The 24,756-nt window shown below is 72.2% G+C and carries 23 protein-coding genes; 16 read left to right on the top strand and 7 right to left on the bottom strand.

Translation table 11 applies throughout. The features are described from left to right. Window positions 1–116 precede the first annotated feature (116 nt). The 4 genes from tsaB to ACH4KB_RS27635 are packed head-to-tail and all read left to right on the top strand — an operon-like array spanning window position 117 to window position 2,654. Window positions 117–764 carry a tRNA (adenosine(37)-N6)-threonylcarbamoyltransferase complex dimerization subunit type 1 TsaB gene (gene tsaB, locus ACH4KB_RS27650; protein ID WP_398068650.1) on the top strand — a complete coding sequence of 216 codons (648 nt, stop codon included), beginning with the start codon at window positions 117–119 and terminating at the stop codon, window positions 762–764. Continuing rightward, complete coding sequence (rimI, locus tag ACH4KB_RS27645) at window positions 761–1,282, top strand: ribosomal protein S18-alanine N-acetyltransferase (RefSeq protein WP_398068591.1); 522 nt, start codon at window positions 761–763, stop codon at window positions 1,280–1,282. Before tsaB ends, rimI begins: the two co-directional genes overlap by 4 nt. Continuing rightward, on the top strand, window positions 1,282–2,388 hold the full coding sequence (gene tsaD / locus ACH4KB_RS27640) for a tRNA (adenosine(37)-N6)-threonylcarbamoyltransferase complex transferase subunit TsaD (protein WP_398068590.1): 1,107 nt from the start codon (window positions 1,282–1,284) through the stop codon (window positions 2,386–2,388). The genes rimI and tsaD overlap by 1 nt, the downstream gene beginning before the upstream one ends. Beyond that, window positions 2,385–2,654 carry a hypothetical protein gene (locus ACH4KB_RS27635; protein ID WP_398068589.1) on the top strand — a complete coding sequence of 90 codons (270 nt, stop codon included), beginning with the start codon at window positions 2,385–2,387 and terminating at the stop codon, window positions 2,652–2,654. The genes tsaD and ACH4KB_RS27635 overlap by 4 nt, the downstream gene beginning before the upstream one ends. Before the next feature lie 52 nt (window positions 2,655–2,706). On the opposite strand, the gene ACH4KB_RS27630 is transcribed toward ACH4KB_RS27635, so the two are convergent. Next, on the bottom strand, window positions 2,707–3,516 hold the full coding sequence (locus ACH4KB_RS27630; RefSeq protein WP_398068588.1) for a TetR family transcriptional regulator: 810 nt from the start codon (window positions 3,514–3,516) through the stop codon (window positions 2,707–2,709). Between the two features lie 127 nt (window positions 3,517–3,643). On the opposite strand from ACH4KB_RS27630, the gene ACH4KB_RS27625 reads away from it, so the two are divergent. From ACH4KB_RS27625 to ACH4KB_RS27615, 3 genes are all read left to right on the top strand, one after another. Beyond that, entirely contained in the window at window positions 3,644–5,233 is a 1,590-nt protein-coding gene (locus ACH4KB_RS27625) for an MFS transporter (protein ID WP_398068587.1), read from the top strand. 154 nt (window positions 5,234–5,387) lie between these two features. Then, window positions 5,388–5,852, top strand: coding sequence for a VOC family protein (locus tag ACH4KB_RS27620; RefSeq protein ID WP_398068586.1), 465 nt, complete (start codon window positions 5,388–5,390; stop codon window positions 5,850–5,852). Window positions 5,853–5,902: 50 nt separating this feature from the next. Beyond that, the gene (locus ACH4KB_RS27615) at window positions 5,903–6,577 is read left to right on the top strand and encodes a hypothetical protein (RefSeq protein ID WP_398068585.1); all 675 of its coding nucleotides are present in this window, start codon (window positions 5,903–5,905) and stop codon (window positions 6,575–6,577) included. A gap of 81 nt (window positions 6,578–6,658) precedes the next feature. Here ACH4KB_RS27615 and ACH4KB_RS27610 read toward each other — a convergent pair whose 3' ends face one another. After that, the gene (locus ACH4KB_RS27610; protein WP_398068584.1) at window positions 6,659–7,882 is read right to left on the bottom strand and encodes a methyltransferase domain-containing protein; all 1,224 of its coding nucleotides are present in this window, start codon (window positions 7,880–7,882) and stop codon (window positions 6,659–6,661) included. Window positions 7,883–8,043: 161 nt separating this feature from the next. Between ACH4KB_RS27610 and ACH4KB_RS27605 the strand changes: the two genes are divergently transcribed. The 3 genes from ACH4KB_RS27605 to groL all read left to right on the top strand — a co-directional run bounded on the left by ACH4KB_RS27605 (window position 8,044) and on the right by groL (window position 11,315). Continuing rightward, the gene (locus ACH4KB_RS27605; protein ID WP_398068583.1) at window positions 8,044–8,967 is read left to right on the top strand and encodes a polysaccharide deacetylase family protein; all 924 of its coding nucleotides are present in this window, start codon (window positions 8,044–8,046) and stop codon (window positions 8,965–8,967) included. Between the two features lie 315 nt (window positions 8,968–9,282). Beyond that, window positions 9,283–9,591 (top strand): co-chaperone GroES, encoded by a 309-nt coding sequence (gene groES, locus ACH4KB_RS27600; RefSeq protein ID WP_003966899.1) that lies wholly within the window; start codon window positions 9,283–9,285, stop codon window positions 9,589–9,591. Between the two features lie 98 nt (window positions 9,592–9,689). Then, on the top strand, window positions 9,690–11,315 hold the full coding sequence (gene groL, locus ACH4KB_RS27595; RefSeq protein WP_327220105.1) for a chaperonin GroEL: 1,626 nt from the start codon (window positions 9,690–9,692) through the stop codon (window positions 11,313–11,315). A 163-nt stretch (window positions 11,316–11,478) separates the two neighbouring features. Here groL and ACH4KB_RS27590 read toward each other — a convergent pair whose 3' ends face one another. Both ACH4KB_RS27590 and ACH4KB_RS27585 read right to left on the bottom strand, forming a co-directional pair. Next, the gene (locus ACH4KB_RS27590) at window positions 11,479–12,252 is read right to left on the bottom strand and encodes an SDR family NAD(P)-dependent oxidoreductase (protein ID WP_398068582.1); all 774 of its coding nucleotides are present in this window, start codon (window positions 12,250–12,252) and stop codon (window positions 11,479–11,481) included. Window positions 12,253–12,417: 165 nt separating this feature from the next. Further along, window positions 12,418–14,010: a PQQ-binding-like beta-propeller repeat protein gene (locus ACH4KB_RS27585; RefSeq protein WP_398068581.1), complete on the bottom strand. Its 1,593-nt coding sequence runs from the start codon at window positions 14,008–14,010 to the stop codon at window positions 12,418–12,420. 417 nt (window positions 14,011–14,427) lie between these two features. Between ACH4KB_RS27585 and ACH4KB_RS27580 the strand changes: the two genes are divergently transcribed. After that, window positions 14,428–15,318 carry a LysR family transcriptional regulator gene (locus tag ACH4KB_RS27580; RefSeq protein ID WP_018960263.1) on the top strand — a complete coding sequence of 297 codons (891 nt, stop codon included), beginning with the start codon at window positions 14,428–14,430 and terminating at the stop codon, window positions 15,316–15,318. 139 nt (window positions 15,319–15,457) lie between these two features. Here ACH4KB_RS27580 and ACH4KB_RS27575 read toward each other — a convergent pair whose 3' ends face one another. Continuing rightward, a complete protein-coding gene (locus ACH4KB_RS27575; RefSeq protein ID WP_073800659.1) occupies window positions 15,458–15,787 on the bottom strand; it encodes a WhiB family transcriptional regulator in 330 nt (109 codons plus the stop codon). A 453-nt stretch (window positions 15,788–16,240) separates the two neighbouring features. On the opposite strand from ACH4KB_RS27575, the gene ACH4KB_RS27570 reads away from it, so the two are divergent. The 4 genes from ACH4KB_RS27570 (at window position 16,241) to ACH4KB_RS27555 (ending at window position 20,577) form a co-directional block, all read left to right on the top strand. Next, complete coding sequence (locus tag ACH4KB_RS27570; RefSeq protein ID WP_003948568.1) at window positions 16,241–16,852, top strand: response regulator transcription factor; 612 nt, start codon at window positions 16,241–16,243, stop codon at window positions 16,850–16,852. Window positions 16,853–17,131: 279 nt separating this feature from the next. Next, on the top strand, window positions 17,132–17,707 hold the full coding sequence (locus ACH4KB_RS27565) for a sigma-70 family RNA polymerase sigma factor (protein WP_018960265.1): 576 nt from the start codon (window positions 17,132–17,134) through the stop codon (window positions 17,705–17,707). Window positions 17,708–17,845: 138 nt separating this feature from the next. Further along, entirely contained in the window at window positions 17,846–19,348 is a 1,503-nt protein-coding gene (guaB, locus tag ACH4KB_RS27560) for an IMP dehydrogenase (protein ID WP_097870357.1), read from the top strand. Between the two features lie 104 nt (window positions 19,349–19,452). Then, the gene (locus tag ACH4KB_RS27555; protein WP_007453079.1) at window positions 19,453–20,577 is read left to right on the top strand and encodes a GuaB3 family IMP dehydrogenase-related protein; all 1,125 of its coding nucleotides are present in this window, start codon (window positions 19,453–19,455) and stop codon (window positions 20,575–20,577) included. A 77-nt stretch (window positions 20,578–20,654) separates the two neighbouring features. Here ACH4KB_RS27555 and ACH4KB_RS27550 read toward each other — a convergent pair whose 3' ends face one another. Then, the gene (locus ACH4KB_RS27550) at window positions 20,655–21,365 is read right to left on the bottom strand and encodes a hypothetical protein (RefSeq protein ID WP_398068580.1); all 711 of its coding nucleotides are present in this window, start codon (window positions 21,363–21,365) and stop codon (window positions 20,655–20,657) included. Between the two features lie 132 nt (window positions 21,366–21,497). Further along, on the bottom strand, window positions 21,498–22,760 hold the full coding sequence (locus ACH4KB_RS27545) for a nucleotide sugar dehydrogenase (RefSeq protein WP_398068579.1): 1,263 nt from the start codon (window positions 22,758–22,760) through the stop codon (window positions 21,498–21,500). A 242-nt stretch (window positions 22,761–23,002) separates the two neighbouring features. Between ACH4KB_RS27545 and ACH4KB_RS27540 the strand changes: the two genes are divergently transcribed. After that, window positions 23,003–24,709: a glycerol-3-phosphate dehydrogenase/oxidase gene (locus ACH4KB_RS27540; RefSeq protein ID WP_361873441.1), complete on the top strand. Its 1,707-nt coding sequence runs from the start codon at window positions 23,003–23,005 to the stop codon at window positions 24,707–24,709. Window positions 24,710–24,756 lie beyond the last annotated feature (47 nt).

Genomic DNA, 24,756 nt, shown 5'->3' with positions numbered 1-24,756 from the left:
TCGTACCCGCGGATACCCGGTGACGGTAGCAGCAGGGACCGGGCGGGCCGGGACGCCGTACGGACGCCGTAACGCCGTCGGCGGAGCCGTAGGCTGTTTGCGTGCTCTTGCTCGCCATGGATACCGCCACGCCCGCCGTCACCGTCGCCCTGCACGACGGCACCTCCGTCATCGCCTCCTCGGGGCAGGTCGACGCCCGCAGGCACGGGGAGCTGCTGCTCCCCGCCGTCGACCGGATCCTCGCCGAGGCCGGGACGGAACTCGACGCCGTGACGGCCGTGGTCGTGGGCGTCGGCCCCGGCCCGTACACCGGCCTGCGGGTCGGCCTGGTCACCGCCGCCACCTTCGGCTCCGCCCTCTCCGTGCCGGTCCACGGACTGTGCACCCTGGACGGCCTCGCGTACGCCGCCGGACTGGAGGGCCTCCAGGGGCCGTTCGCCGTGGCGACCGACGCGCGCCGCAAGGAGGTCTACTGGGCGCGGTACGAGGACGCCCGCACCCGTTCGGGCGAACCCGCCGTCGACCGGCCCGCCGACATCGCCGGGGCGCTGGCCGGGCTCCCCGTGGTCGGCGCGGGCTCGGTGCTCTACCCGGACGCCTTCCCGGACGCGCGCGGCCCCGAGCACGTCGCCGCCGGGGCGCTCGCCGGGCTCGCCGCCGAACGCCTCGCCGCCGGACAGGAGCTCCTGGAGCCCCGGCCGCTCTATCTGCGCAGGCCCGACGCGCAGGTCCCGAAGAACTACAAGGTGGTCACCCCCACGTGAGCACCGCCACCGCCGCCGGACTGCGCGAGATGCGCTGGTGGGACATCGCGCCGGTGCTCGACCTCGAACACGCGCTGTTCCCGGACGACGCCTGGTCGCCGGGCATGTTCTGGTCCGAGCTGGCCCACGCCCGCGGCCCCGGCGCCACCCGCCACTACGTCGTCGCCGAGGACCCCGCCACCGGGCGGATCGTCGGCTACGCCGGGCTCGCCGCCCTCGGCGACCTGGCCGACGTCCAGACGATCGCGGTCAGCCGCGAGGCGTGGGGCACCGGCCTCGGCTCCGAACTCCTCGCCGATCTGCTGAAGGCGGCCACCGACTTCGAGTGCGCCACGGTCCTCCTGGAGGTCCGGGTCGACAACGCCCGGGCGCAGAAGCTGTACGAGCGCTTCGGCTTCGAACCGATCGGCTTCCGGCGCGGCTACTACCAGCCGGGGAACATCGACGCCCTCGTCATGCGCCTGACCATGCAAGAGCAAGCAGTGCACGAGCACGCACCAGAGACCGGGACTGAATGATGGCTGTCGACGAACCCCTCGTACTCGGCATCGAGACCTCCTGCGACGAGACCGGCGTGGGCATCGTGCGCGGTACGACCCTGCTCGCGGACGCCGTCGCCTCCAGCGTCGACACCCACGCCCGCTTCGGCGGCGTCGTCCCGGAGATCGCCTCCCGCGCCCACCTGGAGGCGATGGTCCCCACCATCGAGCGGGCCCTGAAGGAGGCCGGGATCAGCGCCCGCGACCTCGACGGGATCGCCGTCACCTCGGGCCCCGGGCTCGCCGGAGCGCTGCTCGTCGGCGTCTCGGCCGCGAAGGCGTACGCGTACGCGCTCGGCAAGCCGCTCTACGGCGTCAACCACCTCGCCTCGCACATCTGTGTCGACCAGCTGGAGCACGGCCCGCTGCCCGAACCGACGATGGCCCTGCTGGTCAGCGGCGGCCACTCCTCGCTCCTGCTGGCCCCCGACATCACCAGCGACGTCCGGCCGCTCGGCGCGACGATCGACGACGCGGCGGGCGAGGCGTTCGACAAGATCGCCCGGGTGCTGAACCTCGGCTTCCCCGGCGGCCCGGTCATCGACCGGCTCGCGAAGGAGGGCGACCCGGCCTCCATCGCGTTCCCGCGCGGTCTGACCGGCCCGCGCGACGCCCCGTACGACTTCTCCTTCTCCGGGCTCAAGACCTCCGTCGCCCGCTGGATCGAGGCGAAGCGCGCGGCGGGCGAGGAGGTGCCGGTCCGGGACGTGGCGGCGTCCTTCCAGGAGGCCGTGGTGGACGTGCTCACCCGCAAGGCGGTCCGGGCCTGCAAGGACGAGGGCGTCGACCACCTGATGATCGGCGGCGGCGTCGCCGCCAACTCCCGGCTGCGCGCCCTGGCCCAGGAACGCTGCGAGCGGGCCGGCATCCGGCTGCGGGTGCCGCGCCCCGGGCTCTGCACCGACAACGGGGCGATGGTCGCGGCGCTCGGCGCGGAGATGGTCGCCCGCAACCGCCGCCCCTCCGATCTGGAGCTGTCGGCCGACTCCTCGCTGCCGGTCACGGAGCCGCATGTGCCGGGGGCCCACCATGAGCACACGCATGACCACGTGCACGAGATCAGCAAGGACAACCTGTACTCATGAGCGCCGCGACCATCGTCCTGATGTGGGAGGCCCGCGCCGCCGAGGGACGCGGCGGCGAGCTCCTGGAGTGGGCACGGGCACGGGCCGCCGAGCTGGCCCGCGAACCCCACCGCAGCGAACTGCTCCGCGCCCCGCAGGACCGGGTGCTGGTGATGACGTGGTGGCAGGACGCCTCGTACGGCGACGACCTTCCCGAACTTCCCGAGCCCGACGCCGCCCTGATCACCCGCCCGGTGCACCGCTGGCGCTTCGAGGCGGTGGGCTGAACGCGCGGGGAACGGGCGGGGGGCACCGCGACCCTGCGCCCCGGCGGCCCGGTCAGGCCTTCGCGCCCCGCGACCCGCGCCTGAGCAGGCCGTCCACGATCGCGTCGAGCTCCTCGACGGTCTCGTAGTCGGCGGCGTACTCCCGCCAGCGGTCCTTGACCTCGGTGAGCCGGGGCAGCTCCGCCGCGTCCTTCTCGGTGACCATCTCCGGGAAGAACTCCCGGCGCGACGGGTTCTCCGCCCGGCGGGCCGCCGCCCTGCGGAAGACCAGGTCCCCGTAGACGTAACTCCAGATCGTCCGGTACGCCCGCACCGAGCGGGCCGGGGAGAGGCCGCAGGCGAGCGCGCAGTCGATGATCTCCTCCACCATCCACAGCGCGTTGCGGTCGGTCAGCTCGCCCAGCGCCAGGATGTCCAGCACCCAGGGGATCCGGCCGATGATGTCGTGCATGTGCGCGGCCACCGCCACGAGCCGCTCGCGCGGGTCCTCGGGCAGCTCCGGGCGAGGGAACGCCGCCGCCGTTCCGGACAGGGTCAGCATCAGCAGCTCGTCCTTGTCCCGCACGTAGTGGTAGAGCGCCATGGGTGTGCTGCCCAGCTCCTTCGCCACCCGTCGCATGGACAGGGCGGCCACGCCCTCCTCCTCGACGATGCGACGCGCGGTGGCGACCATCACCTCCGGGTCCAGCCGGCGGGGCCGCCCCACGGGCCGCCCCACGGGCCGTCCCGCGGGCTGCCCCACGGGCCGTCCCGCGGGCTGCCCCACGGGCCGTCCCGCGGGCTGCCCGGGCGTGCCCGGTTTGCCGCCTGTCACCGGATTTTTCATCTTCTTCGTCTTCTCGGTCTTCTCGGTGCCTGACACCTGGGCATTCTCTCCTTCCGGGGCCCTGCTCCGGTCCGCCGCGGGACGCTCCCGATGCTCCGGCCTCTATTTTCTATACGTGTATGTTAATTCCTGACCGAGGGAAGCGCGAAGGGAAGGGGACGTCATGGGCGGTGCGGGGAAGAGCGGGACGGGCAGAGGCCCCGAGGGCGGGGCGGCGGGCGCGCCGGACGTGGGGAACGCCGGAGGCGCGGGGGCCGCCGGAGGCGCGGGGGAGCGGCACGCGCGGTGGCTGCTGGTGGTGGCGCTCACGGTGCAGTTCCTGGTGTCGCTGGACATGTCCGTGGTGAACGTCGCGCTGCCCGACATCCGCGGCGACCTCGGCTTCGGCGGGGACGGGCTGCTGTGGGTCGTGAATGCCTACGCCCTCGCCTTCGGCGGGCTCCTCATGCTCGGCGGCCGGCTCGCCGATCTGGCCGGGCCGCGCCGGGTCCTGACGGCGGGCCTGGTGCTCTTCGGCCTGGCAGGCCTGGCCGGCGGGCTCGCCTGGTCGCCCGGGTCGCTGGTGGCGGCGCGGGCCGTCCAGGGCGTCGGCGCGGCGGCCCTCGCCCCGGTGGCGTTCGCCCTGATCACCCTCGCCTTCCCGGCCGGGCCCGCCCGGTCCCGGGCGCTCGGGCTGTGGGGCATGGCGGGCGCGGCGGGCGGCGCGGTCGGGGTACTGGCGGGCGGGGTGCTCACCGACGCGACGGGCTGGCGGTCCGTGATGCTGGTCAACGTGCCGATCGTCGCCCTCGCGCTGGCCGCCGCCGCGCGCACCGGACCCGTCGGCGGGGGACGCCGGTCCGGGGCGCGGCTGGACGTGGCGGGGGCGCTGCTGGTCACGGCCGGGACGACGCTGCTGGTCCTCGGTCTGGTGCGGACCTCGGACCACGGCTGGTCCTCGGCGGTCACGCTCGCCTCCCTCGGCGCGGCGGTGATCCTGCTGGCCGCCTTCGTCGCCGTCGAGCTGCGGACCGCGTCCCCGCTGCTGAGACCCGGCCTGCTGCGGGGGCGGCCGGTGCTGACCGCGAACCTGTTCTGTCTGCTGCTGGCCTCGGCCCAGTTCGGCGCGTTCTACTTCGTCTCGCTCTACATGCAGTTGGTCCTCGGGTTCGGGCCGACGGCCGCCGGGTTCGCGTTCCTGCCGTTCTGCGGGGGCGTCGTCGCCGGCGCGGTCCTCGCCCCCCGGGCGGTCGCCGCGCTCGGCATCCGGCGGCTGATGGCGGTGGGCGCGACGCTGGCCGCGCTCGGCATGGCCTGGTTCGCGGCGACCGCCACGGTCGACGGCGGCTTCCTCGTCTCCGTCCTCGGCCCGTCGCTGGTCTGTTCCTTCGGCATCGGGCTCTGCTTCGTCCCGCTCGGCACGGCCGCGACGACCGACGTGGCCCCCGGCGAGACCGGCATGGCCTCGGGGCTGCTCAACAGCTCGCGGCAGGTCGGCGGCTCGCTCGGCCTCGCGGTCCTGGTCACCGTCGCCGCCCGGGTCACCGGTGGCTCCGCCGGGCGCACCGAGCTGTCCTCGGGGTACGCGGCCGCGTTCTGGGCCGCCGCGGGACTCCTGGCGACGGCCGCGCTGGCGGCGTACGTCCTGCTGCCGGCGGAGCGGAAGGCCCTCGGCGGGCCGACGGGCGCGGAGCGGGACCGGGGCGCCGGGCTGGACCGGGGCGCCGGGCGGGGCCGGGGCGCCGAGCGGGAGGGCGACGCCGCTTCCCGCTGAGTCCGTGCCGCCCCCGCATCCCGCTGAGCCCGCGCGGGTGGGGGCGGCGGGGCCGGGGCGTGTCCGATGAGTTCGGGCGGTGGACCGGGTCTACCTTCCACGACGTCCGGACCGGCCGGCCCGGACGTGTGGACAGCTCGGCGAGGAGAAGACCATGCAGAAGATCACCCCCTGTCTCTGGTACGACGGCAAGGCCGAGGAGGCGGCCGAGCACTACGTCGCGATCTTCGGCGGGGACTCCCGCATCCTGGAGGTCACCCACTACGGAGAGTCCGCCCCGGGCGAGACGGGTTCCGTGCTCACCGTCGAGTTCCGGCTCGCGGGCCAGGACTACACGGGGCTCAACGGAGGGCCGCAGTTCCCCTTCACCGAGGCGATCTCGCTCTCCGTGGACTGCGCGGACCAGGCTGAGGTGGACCGGCTCTGGGACGCGCTCTCCGAGGGCGGCGAAGAGGGCCAGTGCGGCTGGCTCAAGGACAAGTACGGGGTCTCCTGGCAGATCGTGCCGAACGAGCTGCCGCGTCTGCTGGCCGACCCCGACCCGGCGAAGGCGGACCGGACCATGAAGGCGATGCTCGGCATGGGCAAGCTGGACATCCAGGCGCTGCGGGACGCCTGAGCCGCCGGGCTCGCCCGGACCACGGGCCCGCTCCCGATAGTGTCTGGTCCATGTCACACCGCCCCTCCCTGCCCCCGCCCCCGCCCCCCGTGGAGATCCGGACCTGGCCGGACCGCGAGGCGATGCTCGCCGACCGGGCGCTGATCCTGCGCGCGCTGGTGGGCATGCACCTGGGACCGGGGCGGCTGGGTGTGCTGGTGATGTGGGCCGGGCTCGCCGCGTTCGGCTGGCTGCTCGTGGGCTCCGGACTCGTCATGTTCGAGCAGGCGTCGGCGGACTTCTTCAGCGGGATCGCCGGAATCCTGTCCCTGCTCCTCGGGGCCGGGGCGCTGATACCGGCGGTCGTCCTCGCCTCCCTCTACGTCGCCCGGGACCGGGAGATCCGCGCGCTGCTGGCGGAGTGGGGCGCGCTGGACCGGGATCCGGAGCGCGACCGGGAGTTGCGGCTGCCCGGGATGAGCCTGGTCTGGCTGCTGCTGTCGTCTCTCCTGGCGGCGGGCGGGCTGGCGCTCTGCGTGATCGGCCCGGCGAGCGCCCGGCCCGGCGACGACACGTACGGCATGGTCGCCCTGATCATGGGCCTCGGCATGGTCGCCTGGCTCACCGGACTCATCGGCGCCGTCAAGGCGTTGACGCACCGTCGCTGGGTGCTGCGCGTCCTGACGGCGCCCGCCCCCCGCCCGGCTGGACGCCCTGCCCCGCTGGACACCCCGGTCCGCCGCTGACGCCCTGCCCCGCTGGACACCCCGGTCCGCCGCTGACGCCCCACCCCGCTGGACACCCCGTCCCGCCGCTGACGCCCCGGTTCACTCCAGCGGATGCCCGATCAGCATCGTCGGAGCCCCCGCCACCCGGGTCAGGAACACCGTCGCCGCGTGAGGACCGCTCAGCTTCATCCGGCGGCGCAGCTCCTCCGGCTCGACCGCCGAGCCGCGCTTCTTGACGGTCAGTACGCCGACCTCCCGCTCCCGCAGCAGAGCCTTCAGCTTCTTCATGTTGAACGGCAGCCGGTCGGTGATCTCGTACCCGGAGACGTACGGGGAGGAGTACCGCGTGTCGCTCGTGACGTACGCGATCGTCTCGTCCACCAGCCGCCCGCCGCACCGCTCGACGATGTCGGCGACCAGATGCGCCCGGATCACCGCGCCGTCCGGCTCGTACAGATAGCGCCCGACCGGGCCCACGGGCGGGGCGGGCAGCGGGGCCGGGGCGGCCAGGGTCGCCCCGGAGGGCAGCAGCGTGGCCCGGAACGCGCCGGGCGCGAAGCCCTCCCCGTACCAGAGCACCGCCTCCTTCACATCGCCGCCGTCCGAGATCCACTCCGCCTCCGCCTCCGGGCCGATCGCCTCGTGCGGCACGCCCGGCGCGATCTTCAGCGCCGCCCTCGGGGCCTTCAGCGCGGCGGCCGCCGCCCAGGACAGCGGTGGTGAGTACGCCTCCGGATCGAAGATGCGGCCCCGTCCGCCGCGCCGGGCCGGGTCCACGAACACCGCGTCGTACGGGGCGGTGTCGATCTCCGTGACATCGGCGCACCGCACCTCGATCAGCCCCTCCAGGCCGAGCGCCTCGGCGTTGGCGCGGGCCACCTCGGCGGTCAACGGGTCGCGGTCCACGGCCAGGACGGAGATCCCGGCGCGGGCCAGGGCGAGGGCGTCGCCGCCGATGCCGCAGCACAGGTCGGCCACGCTCCGCACGCCGAGCCCGGCGAACCGGGCGGCGCGGTGGGCGGCGACGGAGGTGCGGGTGGCCTGCTCGACCCCGTTGGGCGTGAAGTACATCCGGTAGGCGTCCTCGGCCCCGAACTTGGCCACCGCCCGCTGCCGCAGCCGGGCCTGGCCCAGGGCCGCCGAGACCAGCTCCGCCGGGTGCGTGCGGCGCAGCCGGGTCGCGGCGGCCAGCTCGTCGGCGGGGTCGTGGTCGCGCAGCTCGGCCAGCAGTTGCTCGCCCTCGGGGGTGCGCAGCGCCGCGAAGGCGGCGCGGGCGGGGTCGTCGTCCGGGGCGGAGGGGGTCGTTGCGTTCACCCGGTCCATTGTGGCCGCTGCGCCGGGTGCCGTTTCCCGCGCGGCCGGCGGCCGCTGTGGGCCGGCCGGGGGACGGCGCCGGTCCGCTCGCGGTGTCGGGGCGGGAGGCGGGCCGACGGCTGGCAGGATGCGGCGCCATGCAGCTAGTACGACAAAACGAAAAAGCAGCCATGAAGTGGCACAGGCCGGGCATCGTCGTGCTGGCGGCCCTGCTGGCCGCCGCCGTCGCCTCCGGGTGCGCGGCGGAGACGGGCGGCGGTGGCGCGGGACCTCCCGGCGGACCCGCGAAGCCCGCCGCCGGCCAGCCGGGCGAGGCCGCTCCGAAGGCCGGGCCCGCCCGCGCCCTGGACACCTACGCCGAGGCGCTCAGGAAGAAGCAGGCGGCGCGGGCCGTCGCCGCGAAGAAGTGGGGACTGGCCAAGACGCCGCTCGCGGCCCCCGAGCCGCCGAAGGTGAAGCCGCGCATCACCACCCGCGAGGGGTTCGAGGTCCGGGACGACGCCGGGCTGCCACCCGTCTTCACCACCGTCCCGACCAAGGAGAAGATCGTCTTCCTGACGATGGACGACGGGGCGGAGAAGGACCCCGAGCTGCTGCGGATGATGACCGAACTGGATATCCCGTACAGCGCGTTCCTCAGCGACTACGTCATCAACGACGACTACGGCTACTTCAAGAAGATGCAGAAGCGCGGGGTGACGATCAGCAACCACACGCTCAACCACCGTTATCTGCCGGGCCTCTCCGCCGCCGAGCAGAAGCGGGAGATCTGCGGCCAGCAGGACAAGATCCTCAAGCACTACGGGAAGCGGCCCACCCTCTTCCGCCCGCCCTACGGCAACTACAACCGCGACACCCTCGTCGCCGCCAAGTCCTGCGGGATCACCGCCGTGCCCCTGTGGTCCTCCGAGGCCTTCCCCGACCACATGGAATGGCGCGAGTGGGACCGGGACCTGCACCCCGGCGACATCGTCCTCACCCACTTCCGGGGCGAGGAGGACTGGAAGGGCTCGATGCCCGACATGATCCGCCGGGTCATGAAGACCATCACCGACAAGGGATACGCGGTGGCGAAGCTGGAGGACTACGTCTGATCCGCGCTCTTCCCCGCACCCGCTCTCGGGGCGCGTCATCTCCGTACCGTCGTACGGAACGCGACGCTCCCCCCCACGCTGTCCGGAAGGAGACCCGACGGAGCCCCGATCGAGCGGCGCGAGGGTGGTGAATTGGCACTCCGCTTGACCGAGTGCTAATCACGGTCATAGTCTCAGGGCTGGCACTCCCCCCTGGAGAGTGCCAGCACCACCTTGCGCGACAGGGCAGGTCCGGCACCCGCGACGACGGGCCGGTCAGGTCGCCGCCCACTGACTGCTAAACCCCGTGAGATCTCCGAAGGGGGAGACCGGATCGTGTCGACCACCAGCTCCAAGGTTGCGATCAAGCCGCTTGAGGACCGCATTGTGGTCCAGCCGCTCGACGCCGAGCAGACCACGGCTTCCGGCCTGGTCATTCCGGACACCGCGAAGGAGAAGCCCCAGGAGGGCGTCGTCCTCGCCGTGGGCCCGGGCCGCTTCGAGAACGGCGAGCGGCTTCCGCTCGACGTCAAGACCGGCGACGTCGTCCTGTACAGCAAGTACGGCGGCACCGAGGTGAAGTACAACGGCGAGGAGTACCTCGTCCTCTCGGCCCGCGACGTTCTCGCGATCGTCGAGAAGTAATTCACCCACGTTTGCTTGTGTTCTGCGCCCCTGGCCCCCTGCGAAATAACTAGCCGGGTGGCGAGGGGCGCAGTTCATTTTGAGAGGGAACACAGCCCATGGCGAAGATTCTGAAGTTCGACGAGGACGCCCGTCGCGCCCTTGAGCGCGGCGTCAACAAGCTTGCCGACACGGTCAAGGTGACGATCGGCCCCAAGGGCCGCAACGTCGTCATCGACAAGAAGTTCGGCGCTCCGACCATCACCAACGACGGTGTCACCATCGCGCGCGAGGTCGAGCTCGACGACCCGTACGAGAACCTCGGTGCCCAGCTCGTCAAGGAGGTGGCGACCAAGACCAACGACGTAGCGGGTGACGGCACCACCACCGCGACCGTGCTGGCCCAGGCGCTCGTCCGCGAGGGCCTGCGCAACGTCGCCGCCGGCGCCTCCCCGGCCGCCCTGAAGAAGGGCATCGACGCCGCGGTCAAGGCCGTGTCCGAGGAGCTCCTCGCGACCGCCCGCCCGATCGACGACAAGTCCGACATCGCCGCCGTGGCCGCGCTCTCCGCGCAGGACACCCAGGTCGGCGAGCTCATCGCGGACGCGATGGACAAGGTCGGCAAGGACGGTGTCATCACCGTCGAGGAGTCCAACACCTTCGGACTGGACCTGGAGTTCACCGAGGGCATGGCCTTCGACAAGGGCTACCTGTCCCCGTACATGGTGTCCGACCAGGAGCGTATGGAGGCCGTCCTCGACGACCCGTACATCCTGATCCACCAGGGCAAGATCGGCTCCATCCAGGAGCTGCTCCCGCTCCTGGAGAAGGTCATCCAGGCCGGCGCCTCCAAGCCGCTCCTGATCATCGCCGAGGACGTCGAGGGCGAGGCGCTCTCCACCCTCGTCGTCAACAAGATCCGTGGCACCTTCAACGCCGTGGCGGTGAAGGCCCCGGGCTTCGGCGACCGCCGCAAGGCCATGCTCGGTGACATCGCCACCCTCACCGGTGCGACCGTCATCGCCGAGGAGGTCGGCCTCAAGCTCGACGGCGCCGGTCTCGACGTGCTGGGCACCGCCCGCCGCGTCACCGTCTCCAAGGACGACACGACCATCGTCGACGGCGGGGGCAACTCCGACGACGTCAAGGGCCGCGTCAACCAGATCAAGGCCGAGATCGAGTCCACGGACTCCGACTGGGACCGCGAGAAGCTCCAGGAGCGCCTCGCGAAGCTGGCCGGCGGCGTGTGCGTCATCCGGGTCGGCGCCGCCACCGAGGTGGAGCTCAAGGAGAAGAAGCACCGTCTCGAGGACGCCATCTCGGCGACCCGCGCCGCCGTCGAGGAGGGCATCGTCTCCGGCGGTGGCTCCGCCCTCGTCCACGCGGTGAAGGTCCTGGAGGGCAACCTCGGCAAGACCGGCGACGAGGCCACCGGTGTCGCGGTCGTCCGCCGCGCCGCCGTCGAGCCGCTGCGCTGGATCGCCGAGAACGCCGGCCTGGAGGGTTACGTCATCACCTCCAAGGTCTCCGAGCTCGACAAGGGCCAGGGCTTCAACGCCGCCACCGGCGAGTACGGCGACCTGGTCAAGGCCGGCGTCATCGACCCGGTCAAGGTCACCCGCTCCGCCCTGGAGAACGCCGCGTCCATCGCGTCGCTGCTGCTCACGACCGAGACCCTGGTCGTCGAGAAGCCGGCCGAGGAAGAGGCCGACGCCGGTCACGGCGGCCACGGCCACTCCCACTAGTACGGCCCGCACCGTTCGGCACGCCGTTCGGTACGCCCGAGGCCCGGCACCCCCCGTCGCGGGGGTGCCGGGCCTCGGTGCGTTCCTCCCCGCCCAGGGGGGAACCGCTCCCGTACAGCACACCCGTACCGCATCCGTACGCCGTACAGCAACGGGAGCGGCGCTACCGCGGACCGTACTTGCGCCCCGTCCGTGACGTGACCCCGCCGAGCAGGCCACGCGGGGCGACCTTCACCAGCCCCATCAACGCCTTGTAGCGCGGGTCGGGGATCGACACCGTCTTCCCCCGGGCCAGATCCGTCAGCGCGGACGCCACCAGCTTGTCCGCGTCGAGCCACATCCAGTTCGGGATGCTGTCCGTGCCCATCCCGGCCCGCTCGTGGAACTCCGTCCGCACGAACCCGGGGCACAGCACCATCAGCCGCACCCCCGACCCGGCCAGATCCCGCGCCGCGCCCTGGGTGAACTGCACCACCCACGCCTTGGACGCCCCGTACGTACCGCGCGGCACGAACGCCGCGACCGACGCCACGTTGACGACCCCGCCCCGGCCCCGCTCCCTCATACCGGCGACAGCCGCCGAGGTCAGCCGCAGCACCGCCTCGCAGTGCACCTTCAGCATCGTCAGCTCGTCGGCCATGGACACCTCCAGGAAGCGCCCCTTGTTGCCGAACCCGGCGTTGTTGACCAGCAGATCGACCGGGTGCGTGCGGTCCGCGAGACGCTTCTCCACCGCTTCGAGCCCGCTCTCCGTGGACAGGTCGGCGCTCAGTACCTCGGCCTCGATGCCGTGCCGGTCGTGCAGTTCGGTGGCCTGCTCGCGCAGCCGCGCGATGTCCCGTGCCACCAGCACCAGGTTGTGCCCCTGGGCCGCGAGCCGCCGCGCGAACGCGGCCCCGATGCCCGCCGTCGCGCCCGTGATCAGTGCAGTCGTCATACGCGGCACGTTAGTGCCCCGCGCGGTCCGGGACCTCACCCGCCCGCCCGGCCGCACCGTCACGACGACCTCCACCCGCTCACCCGGCGAGATCCCCTGCGATCCGGCCGGGGGTGACCCCTCACGTCCCGTCAGGGTGGGGCGGGGCCGGGTGGGGCGGGGCGGTCAGGGTGCGGCGGGAGCGAAGGACAGCATGCGGGCCTCGCGCACGGGCTTCCGGTTCTCGTCGCCGCTCACGGTCGTCGACGTCAGGACGAGCCGCCCGTCGACGTACGCCGTGCGCGCCGAGAACATCCCGTACTCCCACGGCGCGGTCGCCACCGGGTGCTTCACGACGTTCGTCTCCGTGCCGGCCCCGCGCGGGCCCATGAGGAAGGTCCGGCCGGGGTTGCGCGAGCCGGCCGCCTCGTAGATGAGCATCGACGTGCCGTCCTCCGCGCGGAGCGGGTAGAGCATGCGCATCTCGTCGGACTTGATCCCCCACAGGAACTTCCCGGTCTTCACGTCGTACGCGCCGACCTGGTCCTGGCCGCCCAGCATGATGAGGCCCTTGCCCACCCCGGTGCCCCGACAGGGCTGGATGTCCCCGCCGGACCCGTCCCCGGCGCACTCCTCGAAACCCTTGCCCCGGGCGTCGAAGGTGACGCGGTGCTTGCCTCCGGGGTCCAGGACCGTGATCCGCCAGTCCCTCGCGGTGTCCTCGTTGTTGTAGGCGGTGAAGACGACCGGGTCCATGGAGATCAGACTGCCGAAGCTCCAGCCGGTCGTCAGCCGGTAACGCCACAGGACCTTGCCGGTACGCGGGTCGAGCTCGCGGACCTGGCCGTAGTTCTTGCTCCGGTCGATGGCGATCATGCAGTTGGAGCTGACCAGCAGCCGGGCGACGCCGCCCGCCACGTCGTCGGGGACGCACTTGTCCCTGTTCTCCCGGGGGATCTCGTAGAGCTTGCTCCCGTCGCCCATCCGATAGGTGATGGCCTGCATGTTCCGGGCGACGGACAGGACGTCCCCGCTGATGGCGCTGTGGACGATGAACGTGTTGTCCCGGTCACCGGGCTCGTCGAGCTCCTTGTGCCAGCCCTGCTTCCCGGTCTTCAGATCGATCATCCGCAACTGGTTGCACTGGTTGCCCCGCTCGTTGTCCGGCCGCTCGTGATGGAAGACGACGACCTTGCCGTCGGGCGTCGGGTTGGCCGGCGTCTCGCAGACGGAGGAGGGCAGGTCGACGTTCCAGACCTCGGCGCCGTCCGAGAGCCGGTAGGCCGTGACCTTCCGGTGCAGGGCCTGGACGGCGGTGTCGCCGACGATCCACAGATCGTGGACCTTGTTGATCTGCTTCGGCAGATCGGTCCTGTCGTCGACGATCCACGCCGCCGACTCGTCCGGCTTCCGGGCGGCGGCGACCTCCTTCGTCGTCGGGATGTGGCTCAGCTCCGGGCCGCCCGCCGCGGGGGCACCGGACGGGGAAGCCGGTCCGGAGGGGCCGGGCGACTCCTTCGCCACGGGCTTCGCGGGCTCGTCCCGCCACTGGTCGGAGAGCGCGTATACCCCTCCCGCCACGACCACCAACACCAGCGCGACGACCGCGGCGACGACCGGCCCCCGGCCGAACCGGCGACGCGTCGGCGGCGGCGGCGGTGCCGGCACGGTCGGCGGCCCGAACCCCTGGGGCGCGCCGCCCTCCGAGGCGTACGGGTTGCCGGGAACGGGCTGCTGCGGCGGGCCCGGGGAGTACCAGGGCTGCTGCGAGTCGGGCATGGTCTTCCCCCTGCGACGCCACTCGGCTCGAAGACTTCTCCTCGGGCACAGTTCACTGGTGGTGGACGCGCCGCACACCGATGCAGTTCCCGCCGCAACATCCGCGATACCCGGGGCGAATGACGCCACGTCACCGGACCGGACGGCCGCTCCCCCCGGGCCGGACGGCCGCTCCTCCCCCCCCGGACCGGACGTCCGCTCCCTCCGTACGGGACCGGCCGCCCGGCCCTCAGCCCTGCCGCGCGGCGTGCTCCCGCGCCTTGCGCAGCGCCTCGGGACTCCGGCCGCCCAGCCCCCGCTCCCCGGCCAGTCCGCTGCCGCCGCTGCCCCAGGGCCCGGGGCCGAGGACCTAGCCTTGATCCCAAAGGTTCCTCTCGTGAATTCGCCTAGCCCCCAAGAATTCCTTATGCTGGCTGGGTGATCGAAGCTCGCCACCTCCGTGTCCTGCGCGCCGTGTCCACCACCGGCTCGTTCTCCGCCGCAGCCCGCGAACTCGGCTGCACCCAGCCCGCCGTCAGCCAGCAGATGAAGGCCCTGGAGTCCTCCGCGGGCACCACGCTGCTGATCCGCACCGGACGCGAGATGCGCCTCACCCAGGCCGGCGAGGCGCTGGTACGGCACGCCTCCGGCATCCTCGCGGGGCTGACCGCCGCCGAGGAGGAGGTCGCCGCCATCGCCGGACTGCGGGCCGGCCGCGTCCGGCTGGTCTCCTTTCCCAGCGGCAGCTCCACCCTGGTCCCGGGGGCGCTGGCCGCCCTGCGCGCCGAACACCCCGGCACCCGGGTGTCGCTCGTCGAGGCCGAGCCGCCGCGCTCGGTGGACCTGCTGCGCGAGGGCGACTGCGACATCGCGCTGGCGTTCCGTTACGGGAGCACCGGCGGCGAATGGGACGACCTGGTGGTCCGGCCGCTGCTCACCGACCGGCTGATCGGTCTCGTCCCGGAGGGGCACCGGCTGGCGGAGGCGTCGAGCGTCTCCATCGGCGAGCTGGCCGACGAGTCGTGGATCGCGGGCTGTCCGCGCTGCCGCCGGCAGCTGGTCGAGGTCTGCGAGGAGTCCGGCTTCACCCCGCGCATCGACTTCGCCACGGACGACTACCCGGCGGTGATGGGGCTCGTCGGGGCCGGGCTCGGGGTGGCGGTGCTGCCGGAACTGGCCGTCGAGTCGGTACGCCCCAAGGGGGCCAGGGCCGTGCCGGTCGAGCCCGCGATCGAGCGGGAGATCGTCGCGCTGACCCTGCCGGACCTGGCCCGGGTCCCGGCGGTGGCGGCCACCCTGGACCAGCTGGCGCGCACGGCCGCCCGCTGAGACCGCGCGGGGCCGCGGCGCCCGCCGGGCCCCGCGGCCCACGGACGGTGAGGGGTCCGGCCCCGCTGCGGCTGGTCGCGGTCCGGATGGCTGAAGATGTCGAAGAAACGTTTCTGCTTTCGGTTGCCGCGTAGGGGTGTCAGGTGGCGCCGGGGCCCGGTCCGGCGGCGGGCGCCGCGGTGATCAGCCGGGTCCTGGCCCGGCCCATCAGCTCTTCGCGCTCGTCCTCCGTCAGGCCGCCCCACACTCCGTAGGGCTCTCGCACGGCCAGGGCGTGGGCCGCGCACTCGGCACGTACCGGGCAGCGCATGCAGACCTCCTTGGCGGAGGTCTCGCGGGCGCTCCGGGCCGCACCGCGCTCACCCTCGGGGTGGAAGAACAGGGAGCTGTCCACGCCTCGGCAGGCGGCGAGCAGCTGCCAGTCCCACAGGTCGGCGTTGGGTCCGGGAAGGCGGGAGAAATCTGCCATTGCTTGTCCCCTCGGAGCTGTGCTGCGTCGGAAGCGGCATCCTCGACCGTCTGTGATCGACGGCCTCTGATGCTCGGACCGTCGGTGATCGGTGTGACCGAAGTCTCGACCGTACATCTGCGGTGTTAGTAGATGTAAATATGACTGATTGCGAATCTAGCCACAGACACCCTCAAAAGGGAAGAAATGGTGCCGAATAGGGCATGCCGACGAGTGAAGATTCGGTTGACGGGTGAATCACCCGCGCCGCTCTCCTCCGTATACGGCCCTTCACGTAGAGTGCCGAACCCGGCCGCCCGGCCCGTAACTCTTTCGAGTGACCGTCGTTAAGGGAACGGATGCGGTTGACGGATATCCGGCTCGGGCACATGTCCGAGGGGGTCAACCGCACAGGTGACGACTTGTATCAGCCTGGAGGCTCAAGGTGACGCGCATCAGCTGCGGAGGACGGTCATGACATCCGTCCTCGTCTGCGACGACTCCCCGCTTGCCCGAGAAGCGCTCCGTCGCGCGGTGGCCACCGTGCCCGGCGTCGAGCGCGTGACGACGGCGGCCAACGGCGAGGAAGTCCTCCGCCGCTGGGGTGCCGATCGTTCGGATCTGATTCTCATGGACGTACGCATGCCCGGTCTGGGAGGTGTGGAGACCGTCCGGCGACTGCTCTCCGCCGACCCCGGGGCCCGGATCATCATGCTGACCGTCGCCGAGGACCTGGACGGCGTCGCGCTCGCGGTCGCCGCCGGGGCCCGCGGGTATCTGCACAAGGACGCCTCGCGCGCCGAGCTGCGGGCCACCGTCACCCAGGCGCTGGCCGATCCGACGTGGCGGCTCGCCCCGCGCCGACTGCGGTCCGCCGAGATGGGGGCGGCCCCCACGCTCACCGCGCGGGAGATCCAGGTCCTCGAAGGGATGAGCCACGGCCGCTCCAACGCGGAGATCGGCCGTGAGCTGTTTCTCTCCGAGGACACGGTCAAGACCCATGCCCGGCGCCTGTTCAAGAAGCTCGGGGCCTCGGACCGGGCCCATGCGGTGGCCCTCGGATTCCGCTGGGGCCTGGTCCGCTGACGGGCGGCCCGGGCCGCGCCCCGTCCGCGGACCGGCGGACGGGGTCACGGAGCGGGCCATCGGCTCCACACCCCGTATCCGGGCGTCCGCTCAGCGGCGCCATGTGACGCTTCCCGGCCGATGACGCATCCTTGAGTCGTGGAGTTCCTCAGGAACGATTCGGTCGAGCGGAAGGGGAGGGCGCAGGGCATGACATCCGGCGCACCCGCTCATAACGCTTCGGTGCACAACTCGGGACGCGGTGGAGCGGACCGGACGGCCTCAGGGCACCATGGTCCGATGCGCGATGACGAAACCACGGTGATCGGTGCCCTCGTGCACCGGGCCGTCGACGGCGACGCGCAGGCCACCCATGATCTGCTGGCCCATGTACACCCCCTCGCCCTGCGCTACTGCCGCTCCCGGCTGAACCGCCTTCCCGGTGATGCTCGCCACTTCGTGGAGGACCTGGCGCAGGAGGTCTGCGTCGCGGTGCTGATGGCGCTGCCCCGCTACAAGGACACCGGCAGGCCCTTCGAGGCCTTCGTCTTCGCGATCGCCGGGCACAAGGTCGCCGACCTCCAGCGCGCCGCGATGCGCCACCCGGGGTCGACCGCCGTCCCCTCCGACGAGATGCCGGAGCGGCCCGACGACTCCCTGGGCCCGGAGGAACGCGCCCTGCTCAGCAGCGACGCCGCCTGGGCCAAGAAGCTCCTCGCCAACCTCCCGGACAATCAGCGTGAGCTGCTGGTCCTGCGCGTCGCGGTCGGGCTGACCGCGGAGGAGACCGGCCAGATGCTCGGGATGTCCCCGGGCGCGGTCCGGGTCGCCCAGCACCGCGCGCTCAGCCGGCTCCGGGCGCTCGCAGAGCAGTAGGGGCACCTCGCCGGCTCCCGCCGGAGGCGCTGTAGGAAGCTACAGACCAGCCAAGTGATCTTGATCGTGGAATGAGACGCCCGTGGAGCCCGTTAGCATGGACATCCGCACCGATCAAGGCCATTTGGGGAAGGTGTCATGACTGCAAACGTCGACGGAGTGCCCGAGAAATTCGCGACGCTCGGGCTGACCTACGACGACGTGCTGCTGTTGCCCGGCGCGTCCGAGGTCCTGCCCAACGCGGTCGACACCTCGTCGCTCATCTCGCGCAACGTACGGGTGAACATCCCCCTGCTGTCGGCCGCCATGGACAAGGTGACCGAGGCACGGATGGCCATCGCCATGGCCCGTCAGGGCGGCGTCGGCGTGCTGCACCGCAATCTCTCGGTCGAGGACCAGGTCAACCAGGTCGACCTCGTCAAGCGCTCCGAGTCCGGCATGGTCACCGACCCGATCACCGTGCACCCCGACGCCACGCTCGGCGAGGCGGACGCGCTCTGCGCGAAGTTCCGCATCAGCGGCGTGCCGGTCACCGACCCGGCGGGCAAGCTTCTCGGCATCGTCACCAACCGCGACATGGCGTTCGAGTCGGACCGGTCGCGCCAGGTGCGCGAGGTCATGACGCCGATGCCGCTCGTCACCGGGCGGGTCGGGATCTCCGGCGTCGAGGCCATGGAGCTGCTGCGCCGCCACAAGATCGAGAAGCTGCCGCTGGTCGACGAGGCGGGCATCCTCAAGGGCCTCATCACGGTCAAGGACTTCAAGAAGGCCGAGCAGTACCCGAACGCCGCCAAGGACGCCGAAGGCCGTCTGCTGGTCGGCGCGGCCGTCGGCGCCAGCCCCGAGGCGCTGGACCGCGCCCAGGCGCTCGCCTCCGCCGGGGTCGACTTCCTGATCGTCGACACCTCGCACGGGCACAACAGCAACGCCCTCGACTGGATGGCGAAGATCAAGTCGAGCGTCGGCGTCGACGTCATCGGCGGCAACGTCGCCACCCGCGACGGCGCCCAGGCCCTGATCGACGCCGGAGTCGACGGCGTGAAGGTCGGCGTCGGCCCCGGCTCGATCTGTACCACCCGCGTGGTCGCCGGCATCGGCGTCCCGCAGGTCACCGCGATCTACGAGGCCGCGCTCGCCGCCCGGGCCGCGGGCGTCCCGGTGATCGGCGACGGCGGCCTCCAGTACAGCGGCGACATCGGCAAGGCGCTGGCCGCCGGTGCCGACAGCGTGATGCTGGGCAGCCTCCTCGCGGGCTGCGAGGAGTCCCCGGGCGAGCTGATGTTCATCAACGGCAAGCAGTTCAAGTCGTACCGCGGCATGGGCTCGCTGGGCGCGATGCAGTCCCGCGGACAGGGCCGGTCCTACTCCAAGGACCGCTATTTCCAGGCCGAGGTGTCCTCGGACGACAAGCTCGTCCCCGAGGGCATCGAGGGCCAGGTGCCCTACCGCGGCCCGCTGGCCAACGTCCTCCACCAGCTCGTCGGCGGCCTCCGCCAGACCATGGGCTACGTCGGCGCCGCGTCCGTCGACCAGATGGAGAGCAAGGGCCGGTTCGTCCGGATCACCTCGGCGGGTCTCAAGGAGAGCCACCCGCACGACATCCAGATGACGGTGGAAGCGCCGAACTACAGCAGGAAGTAAGACATCACCGCAGGTGAGGGGCGGACCGGAGTTCCCGGTACCGCCCCTCAGGCACGTGTCGGGGATACTGGTCAGCGCAGACGTAGAGGGAAAGGCCACACATCGTGACTGAGATCGAGATCGGGCGCGGCAAGCGCGGCCGCCGGGCTTACGCATTCGACGACATCGCTGTCGTTCCGAGCCGTCGCACCCGGGACCCGAAGGAGGTCTCGATCGCCTGGCAGATCGATGCCTACCGCTTCGAGCTGCCGTTCCTGGCCGCTCCCATGGACTCCGTGGTCTCCCCGCAGCACGCCATCCGGATCGGCGAGCTCGGCGGTCTGGGCGTGCTGAACCTGGAAGGCCTGTGGACCCGGCACGCCGACCCGCAGCCGCTGCTGGACGAGATCGCCGAGATGCCGGTCGAGTCCGCGACCCGCCGGCTCCAGGAGATCTACTCCGCCCCCATCCAGGAGGAGCTGATCGGGCAGCGGATCAAGGAGGTGCGCGACTCCGGCGTCGTCACCGCCGCCGCGCTCTCCCCGCAGCGCACCGCCCAGTTCTCCAAGGCGGTCGTCGACGCGGGCGTCGACATCTTCGTCATCCGCGGTACGACGGTCTCCGCCGAGCACGTCTCGGGCGCGGCCGAGCCGCTGAACCTGAAGCAGTTCATCTACGAGCTGGACGTCCCGGTCATCGTCGGCGGCTGCGCCACGTACACCGCCGCCCTGCACCTGATGCGGACCGGCGCCGCCGGTGTCCTCGTCGGCTTCGGCGGCGGCGCGGCGCACACCACGCGCAACGTCTTCGGCATCCAGGTCCCGATGGCCACCGCCGTCGCGGACGTCGCCGGGGCCCGCCGCGACTACATGGACGAGTCCGGCGGCCGGTACGTGCACGTCATCGCCGACGGCGGCGTCGGCTGGTCCGGCGACCTGCCGAAGGCCATCGCCTGCGGTGCGGACGCCGTGATGATGGGCTCCCCGCTGGCCCGCGCGACGGACGCGCCCGGCCGTGGCCGCCACTGGGGCATGGAGGCCGTCCACGAGGACGTGCCGCGCGGCAAGCTGGTCGACCTCGGCTCGGTCGGGACGACGGAGGAGGTCCTCACCGGTCCTTCGCACACCCCGGACGGTTCGATGAACATCTTCGGCGCCCTGCGCCGCGCGATGGCCACCACCGGCTACAGCGACCTCAAGGAGTTCCAGCGCGTCGAGGTGACGGTGGCGGACTCGCAGCACCGCCGCTGACCTCCCGTACGTACGCGGAAGGGCCCGGACCGTCTCACCAGGACGGTCCGGGCCCTTCCGCATGATGCCGCGAGGTGTCAGCCGGCCTTCTTGGCGCCACCGACGGCGGCGGCCGCGCCGAGGGCGAGGAAGAGGTAGGTCATGAAGTCGGCCTCCTGCGACCAGGCGTCCGTCACGGTGCCGAAGTGGTCGCCGATGACCTCGGAGAACGGGATCTGCGCCAGGTCGGAGAGGACCATCGAGATGCCGACGAGCTGCCCGAGGTAGACGGCGCCGATCGAGAAGACGGCCGCGGCGCCGATGACCGCGGGGTTGGAGCCGCCGACCTTGCTCGACGCGAAGCCCACCAGGAAGCCGACGCCGACCGCCGCGTAGCCGACCTCGCGCTCGATCGAGCCCGCGATCACGCCGTACAGGATGCCCGCGACGACGGCCGCGCCCAGGGCGACCAGCACGCCGAGCAGGATGTTGTTGTTGCGGGCCGGCGGCGCCGGGGCGAAGGGCGCGCCGCCGCCGAACGGGGCGCTCTGGCCGGGCTGCTGACCCGCGAACGGGTTGCCGGTCGGGGCCGGGTGCTGCTGGCCGTAGGGGTTGCCGGCCGGTGCGGAGGGGGCGGGCTGGCCGTAGGGGTTGCCGGCCGGTGCGGAGGGGGCGGGCTGCCCGTAGGGGTTGCCGGTCGGTGCGGCGGGGCCCGGCTGGCCCGGCTGGCCGGCGTACGGGTTGCCGTCGACGGGCTGACCGCCGTAGGGCTGCTGGGGCTGGTTCGGCGGCTGCACGGGCTGACTCACGGTGGGGCTCCCCCTGGGATGGCTGCGCACGAGTGTGCGGTTGCGCACAACTGTGCGCGCTGTGACGCCGCAGGGTAGCAGTACGTACCGGATTCGGTCACCGGCAATCCTTTTCGGCCTCCCGTTCCCGTCTCAGAGTCGGTGCGCGGCCCCCGCGGGAGTGGCCCCCCGGGTGTCCAGGAGCAGTTGGGCCTTGACCGCGAGGCCCTGGAGGTCGTAGGTGCGGTGCTGCTGGAGCAGTACGGTCAGGTCGGCCGCGGCCGCCGCCTCGTACAGCGAGTCGGCGCGCGGGACGGGGCGTTCGCGTACCCGCCAGTCCAGGACGTGCGGGTCGTGGTAGCCGATCTGGGCGCCCATGTCCATCAGCCGGGTGGCGATCTCGCGGGCGGGGGCGGCCTCCTGGTCGGCGCTGTCCGGTTTGTAGGTGACGCCGAGCAGCAGGACGCGCGCGCCCCGGACGGACTTGCCGTGCTCGTTGAGGAGGGTGGCGCAGCGCTGGATGACGTAACTGGGCATCCGGTCGTTGATCTCCTGCGCCAGCGAGACCATCCGCAGCGGGTGCCCGGGGGTGCGGGTGCTGTAGGGCAGGCAGCCCGGGTCCACCGGGACGCCGTGTCCGCCGACGCCGGGTCCCGGCCGGAAGGGCTGGAAGCCGAACGGCTTGGTCTCGGCGCACCGGATGACGTCCCAGAGGTCGACGCCGAGGTCGTGGCAGAGCACCGCCATCTCGTTGACCAGCGCGATGTTGACGTGCCGGAAGTTGGTCTCCAGCACCTTCGTCATCTCCGCCTCGCGCGGTCCGCGGGCCCGGACGACCTTGTCGGTGAGGCGTCCGTAGAAGGCGGCGGCCGACTCGGTGCAGGCGGGGGTGAGGCCGCCGATGACCTTGGGGGTGTTGGCCAGGACGTGGGTGCGGTTGCCGGGGTCGAGCCGGCTCGGCGAGCAGGCGAGGTGGAAGTCGCGTCCGGCGACGAGCCCGGACCCCTCCTCCAGCAGGGGGCGCAGGATGTTCTCGGTGGTGCCGGGCGGCACGGCGGACTCCAGCAGCACGGTGGTGTGCGGGCGCAGCCGGGCCGCCAGTGCGCGGGCGGCGTCGCGGAGCGCGGTGAGGTCGATTCCCCGGTCGGGGCCGAGCGGGGTGGGGGAGCAGATCACGGCGGTACGGACCCGGCCCAGCTCGGCGGCGTCGGTGGTGGGCCGGAAGCCGCCGGAGAGCATGCGGCGGATCTCGGACGCGGTGAGGGTGCCCTCGACCGGGCTGCGGCCCGCTCCGAGGTCCGCGTAGGGGCGTGGGTCGGGGTCGTAGCCGACGGTGTCGATCCCGGCGGTCACGGCGGCCTGGGCGAGGGGCAGGCCGAGGTGACCGAGTCCGATGACGGCGAGGTCTGCGGGCATACAGGAAGACCCCCTAAATGCGGAGAGCGAAGATCGCAACTGCTGTGGACAGCGCAATGTCAGACTAGGCGTAAATATGACCTATATGTCGCATTGTGTGGCTCCGGTCGCCCGGGTGTTGTCCACAGGCGGTGGCTGAACTCGGGGAGCGCGGACAGAATCGAGGGGTGGACACGGGCGGCCGGCCCCTCGGCCGGGTGGCACTCCCGTGTCCGACCACCCCGATCCACCGGGAGGCAGCAGTGAGGACAGCGACACTGGGACCCGCCGAGCGCACCGTCGCGCTTGCCGCCATGGCCGAGCGCGAACTGGACGTGCTGGTCGTGGGGGCGGGCGTGGTTGGCGCGGGCACGGCGCTGGACGCCGCCACCAGAGGCCTCTCGACCGGCCTGGTCGAGGCGCGCGACTGGGCGTCCGGCACATCGAGCAGGTCGAGCAAGCTGATCCACGGCGGTCTGCGCTATCTGGAGATGCTCGACTTCGCCCTGGTCCGGGAGGCGCTCAAGGAGCGTGGGCTGCTCCTGGAGCGGCTGGCCCCGCACCTGGTGAAGCCCGTGCCCTTCCTCTATCCCTTGCAGCACAAGGGGTGGGAGCGGCTCTACGCCGGCTCCGGCGTCGCACTGTACGACGCGATGTCGGTCTCCTCCGGCCACGGTCGCGGCCTCCCCGTCCACCGCCATCTCTCCCGCAAGCACGCCCTGCGGGTCGCCCCCGCGCTGAAGAAGGACGCCCTGGTCGGCGCCCTCCAGTACTACGACGCACAGATGGACGACGCCCGCTTCGTCACCGAGCTGGTGCGCACCGCCGCGTCCTACGGGGCCCAGGTGGCGAACGCCGCCCGGGTGATCGGCTTCCTCCGCGAGGGCGAGCGGGTCGTGGGCGCGCTCGTGCGGGACGTCGAGGGCGGCACGGAGTACGAGATCCGGGCCAAGCAGGTGGTCAACGCGACCGGCGTGTGGACCGACGACACCCAGGGGCTCATCGGCGAGCGCGGACAGTTCCACGTCCGGGCCTCCAAGGGCATCCACCTGGTCGTCCCCAAGGACCGCATCCACTCCTCCACCGGCCTCATCCTGCGCACCGAGAAGTCCGTCCTCTTCGTCATCCCCTGGGGCCGGCACTGGATCATCGGCACCACGGACACCGACTGGGACCTGGACAAGGCCCACCCGGCCGCCTCCAGCGCCGATATCGACTACCTCCTCCAGCACGTCAACTCCGTCCTGAACACCCCGCTGACCAGGGACGACGTCCAGGGCGTCTACGCCGGACTGCGACCGCTGCTGGCCGGCGAGTCGGACGCCACCAGCAAGCTGTCGCGCGAGCACACGGTGGCCCACCCGGCGCCCGGCCTCGTCGTCGTGGCGGGCGGCAAGTACACGACGTACCGGGTCATGGCCAAGGACGCGGTGGACGAGGCGGTGCACGGACTCGACCAGCGGGTCGCCGCCTGCGTCACCGAGGACACCCCGCTCCTGGGGGCCGAGGGGTACAAGGCCCTGTGGAACGCGCGCGCCCGGATCGCGGCCCGGACCGGACTCCATGTCGCCCGGGTGGAGCATCTGCTCAACCGGTACGGCTCAATGACCGAGGAGATTCTGGAACTGATCCTCGCCGACCCCACCCTGGGCGAACCCCTGCCCGCCGCCGACGACTATCTGCGCGCCGAGATCGTCTACGCGGCCTCCCACGAGGGCGCCCGTCATCTGGACGACGTGCTGACCCGGCGCACCCGGATCTCCATCGAGACCTTCGACCGGGGCACCCGCAGCGCCAGGCTCTGCGCGGAGCTGATGGCGCCGGTGCTGGGCTGGGACGAGGGGCGGATCGACCGGGAGGTCGAGCACTACGAGAAGCGGGTGGAGGCCGAACGCGAGTCGCAGCGCCAGCCCGACGACCTCACGGCGGACGCGGCCCGGCTCGGCGCACCGGACATTGTGCCGATCTAGGACACGCCGTTCCGGGACCCGTGAGTCTCCGCGCCGTGGTCACCGCC

The sequence above is a fragment of the Streptomyces sp. NPDC017520 genome, assembly GCF_044329855.1.
In the GTDB taxonomy this organism is placed as follows: Bacteria; Actinomycetota; Actinomycetes; order Streptomycetales; family Streptomycetaceae; genus Streptomyces.
This window is presented reverse-complemented; position numbering and strand designations above follow the sequence as displayed.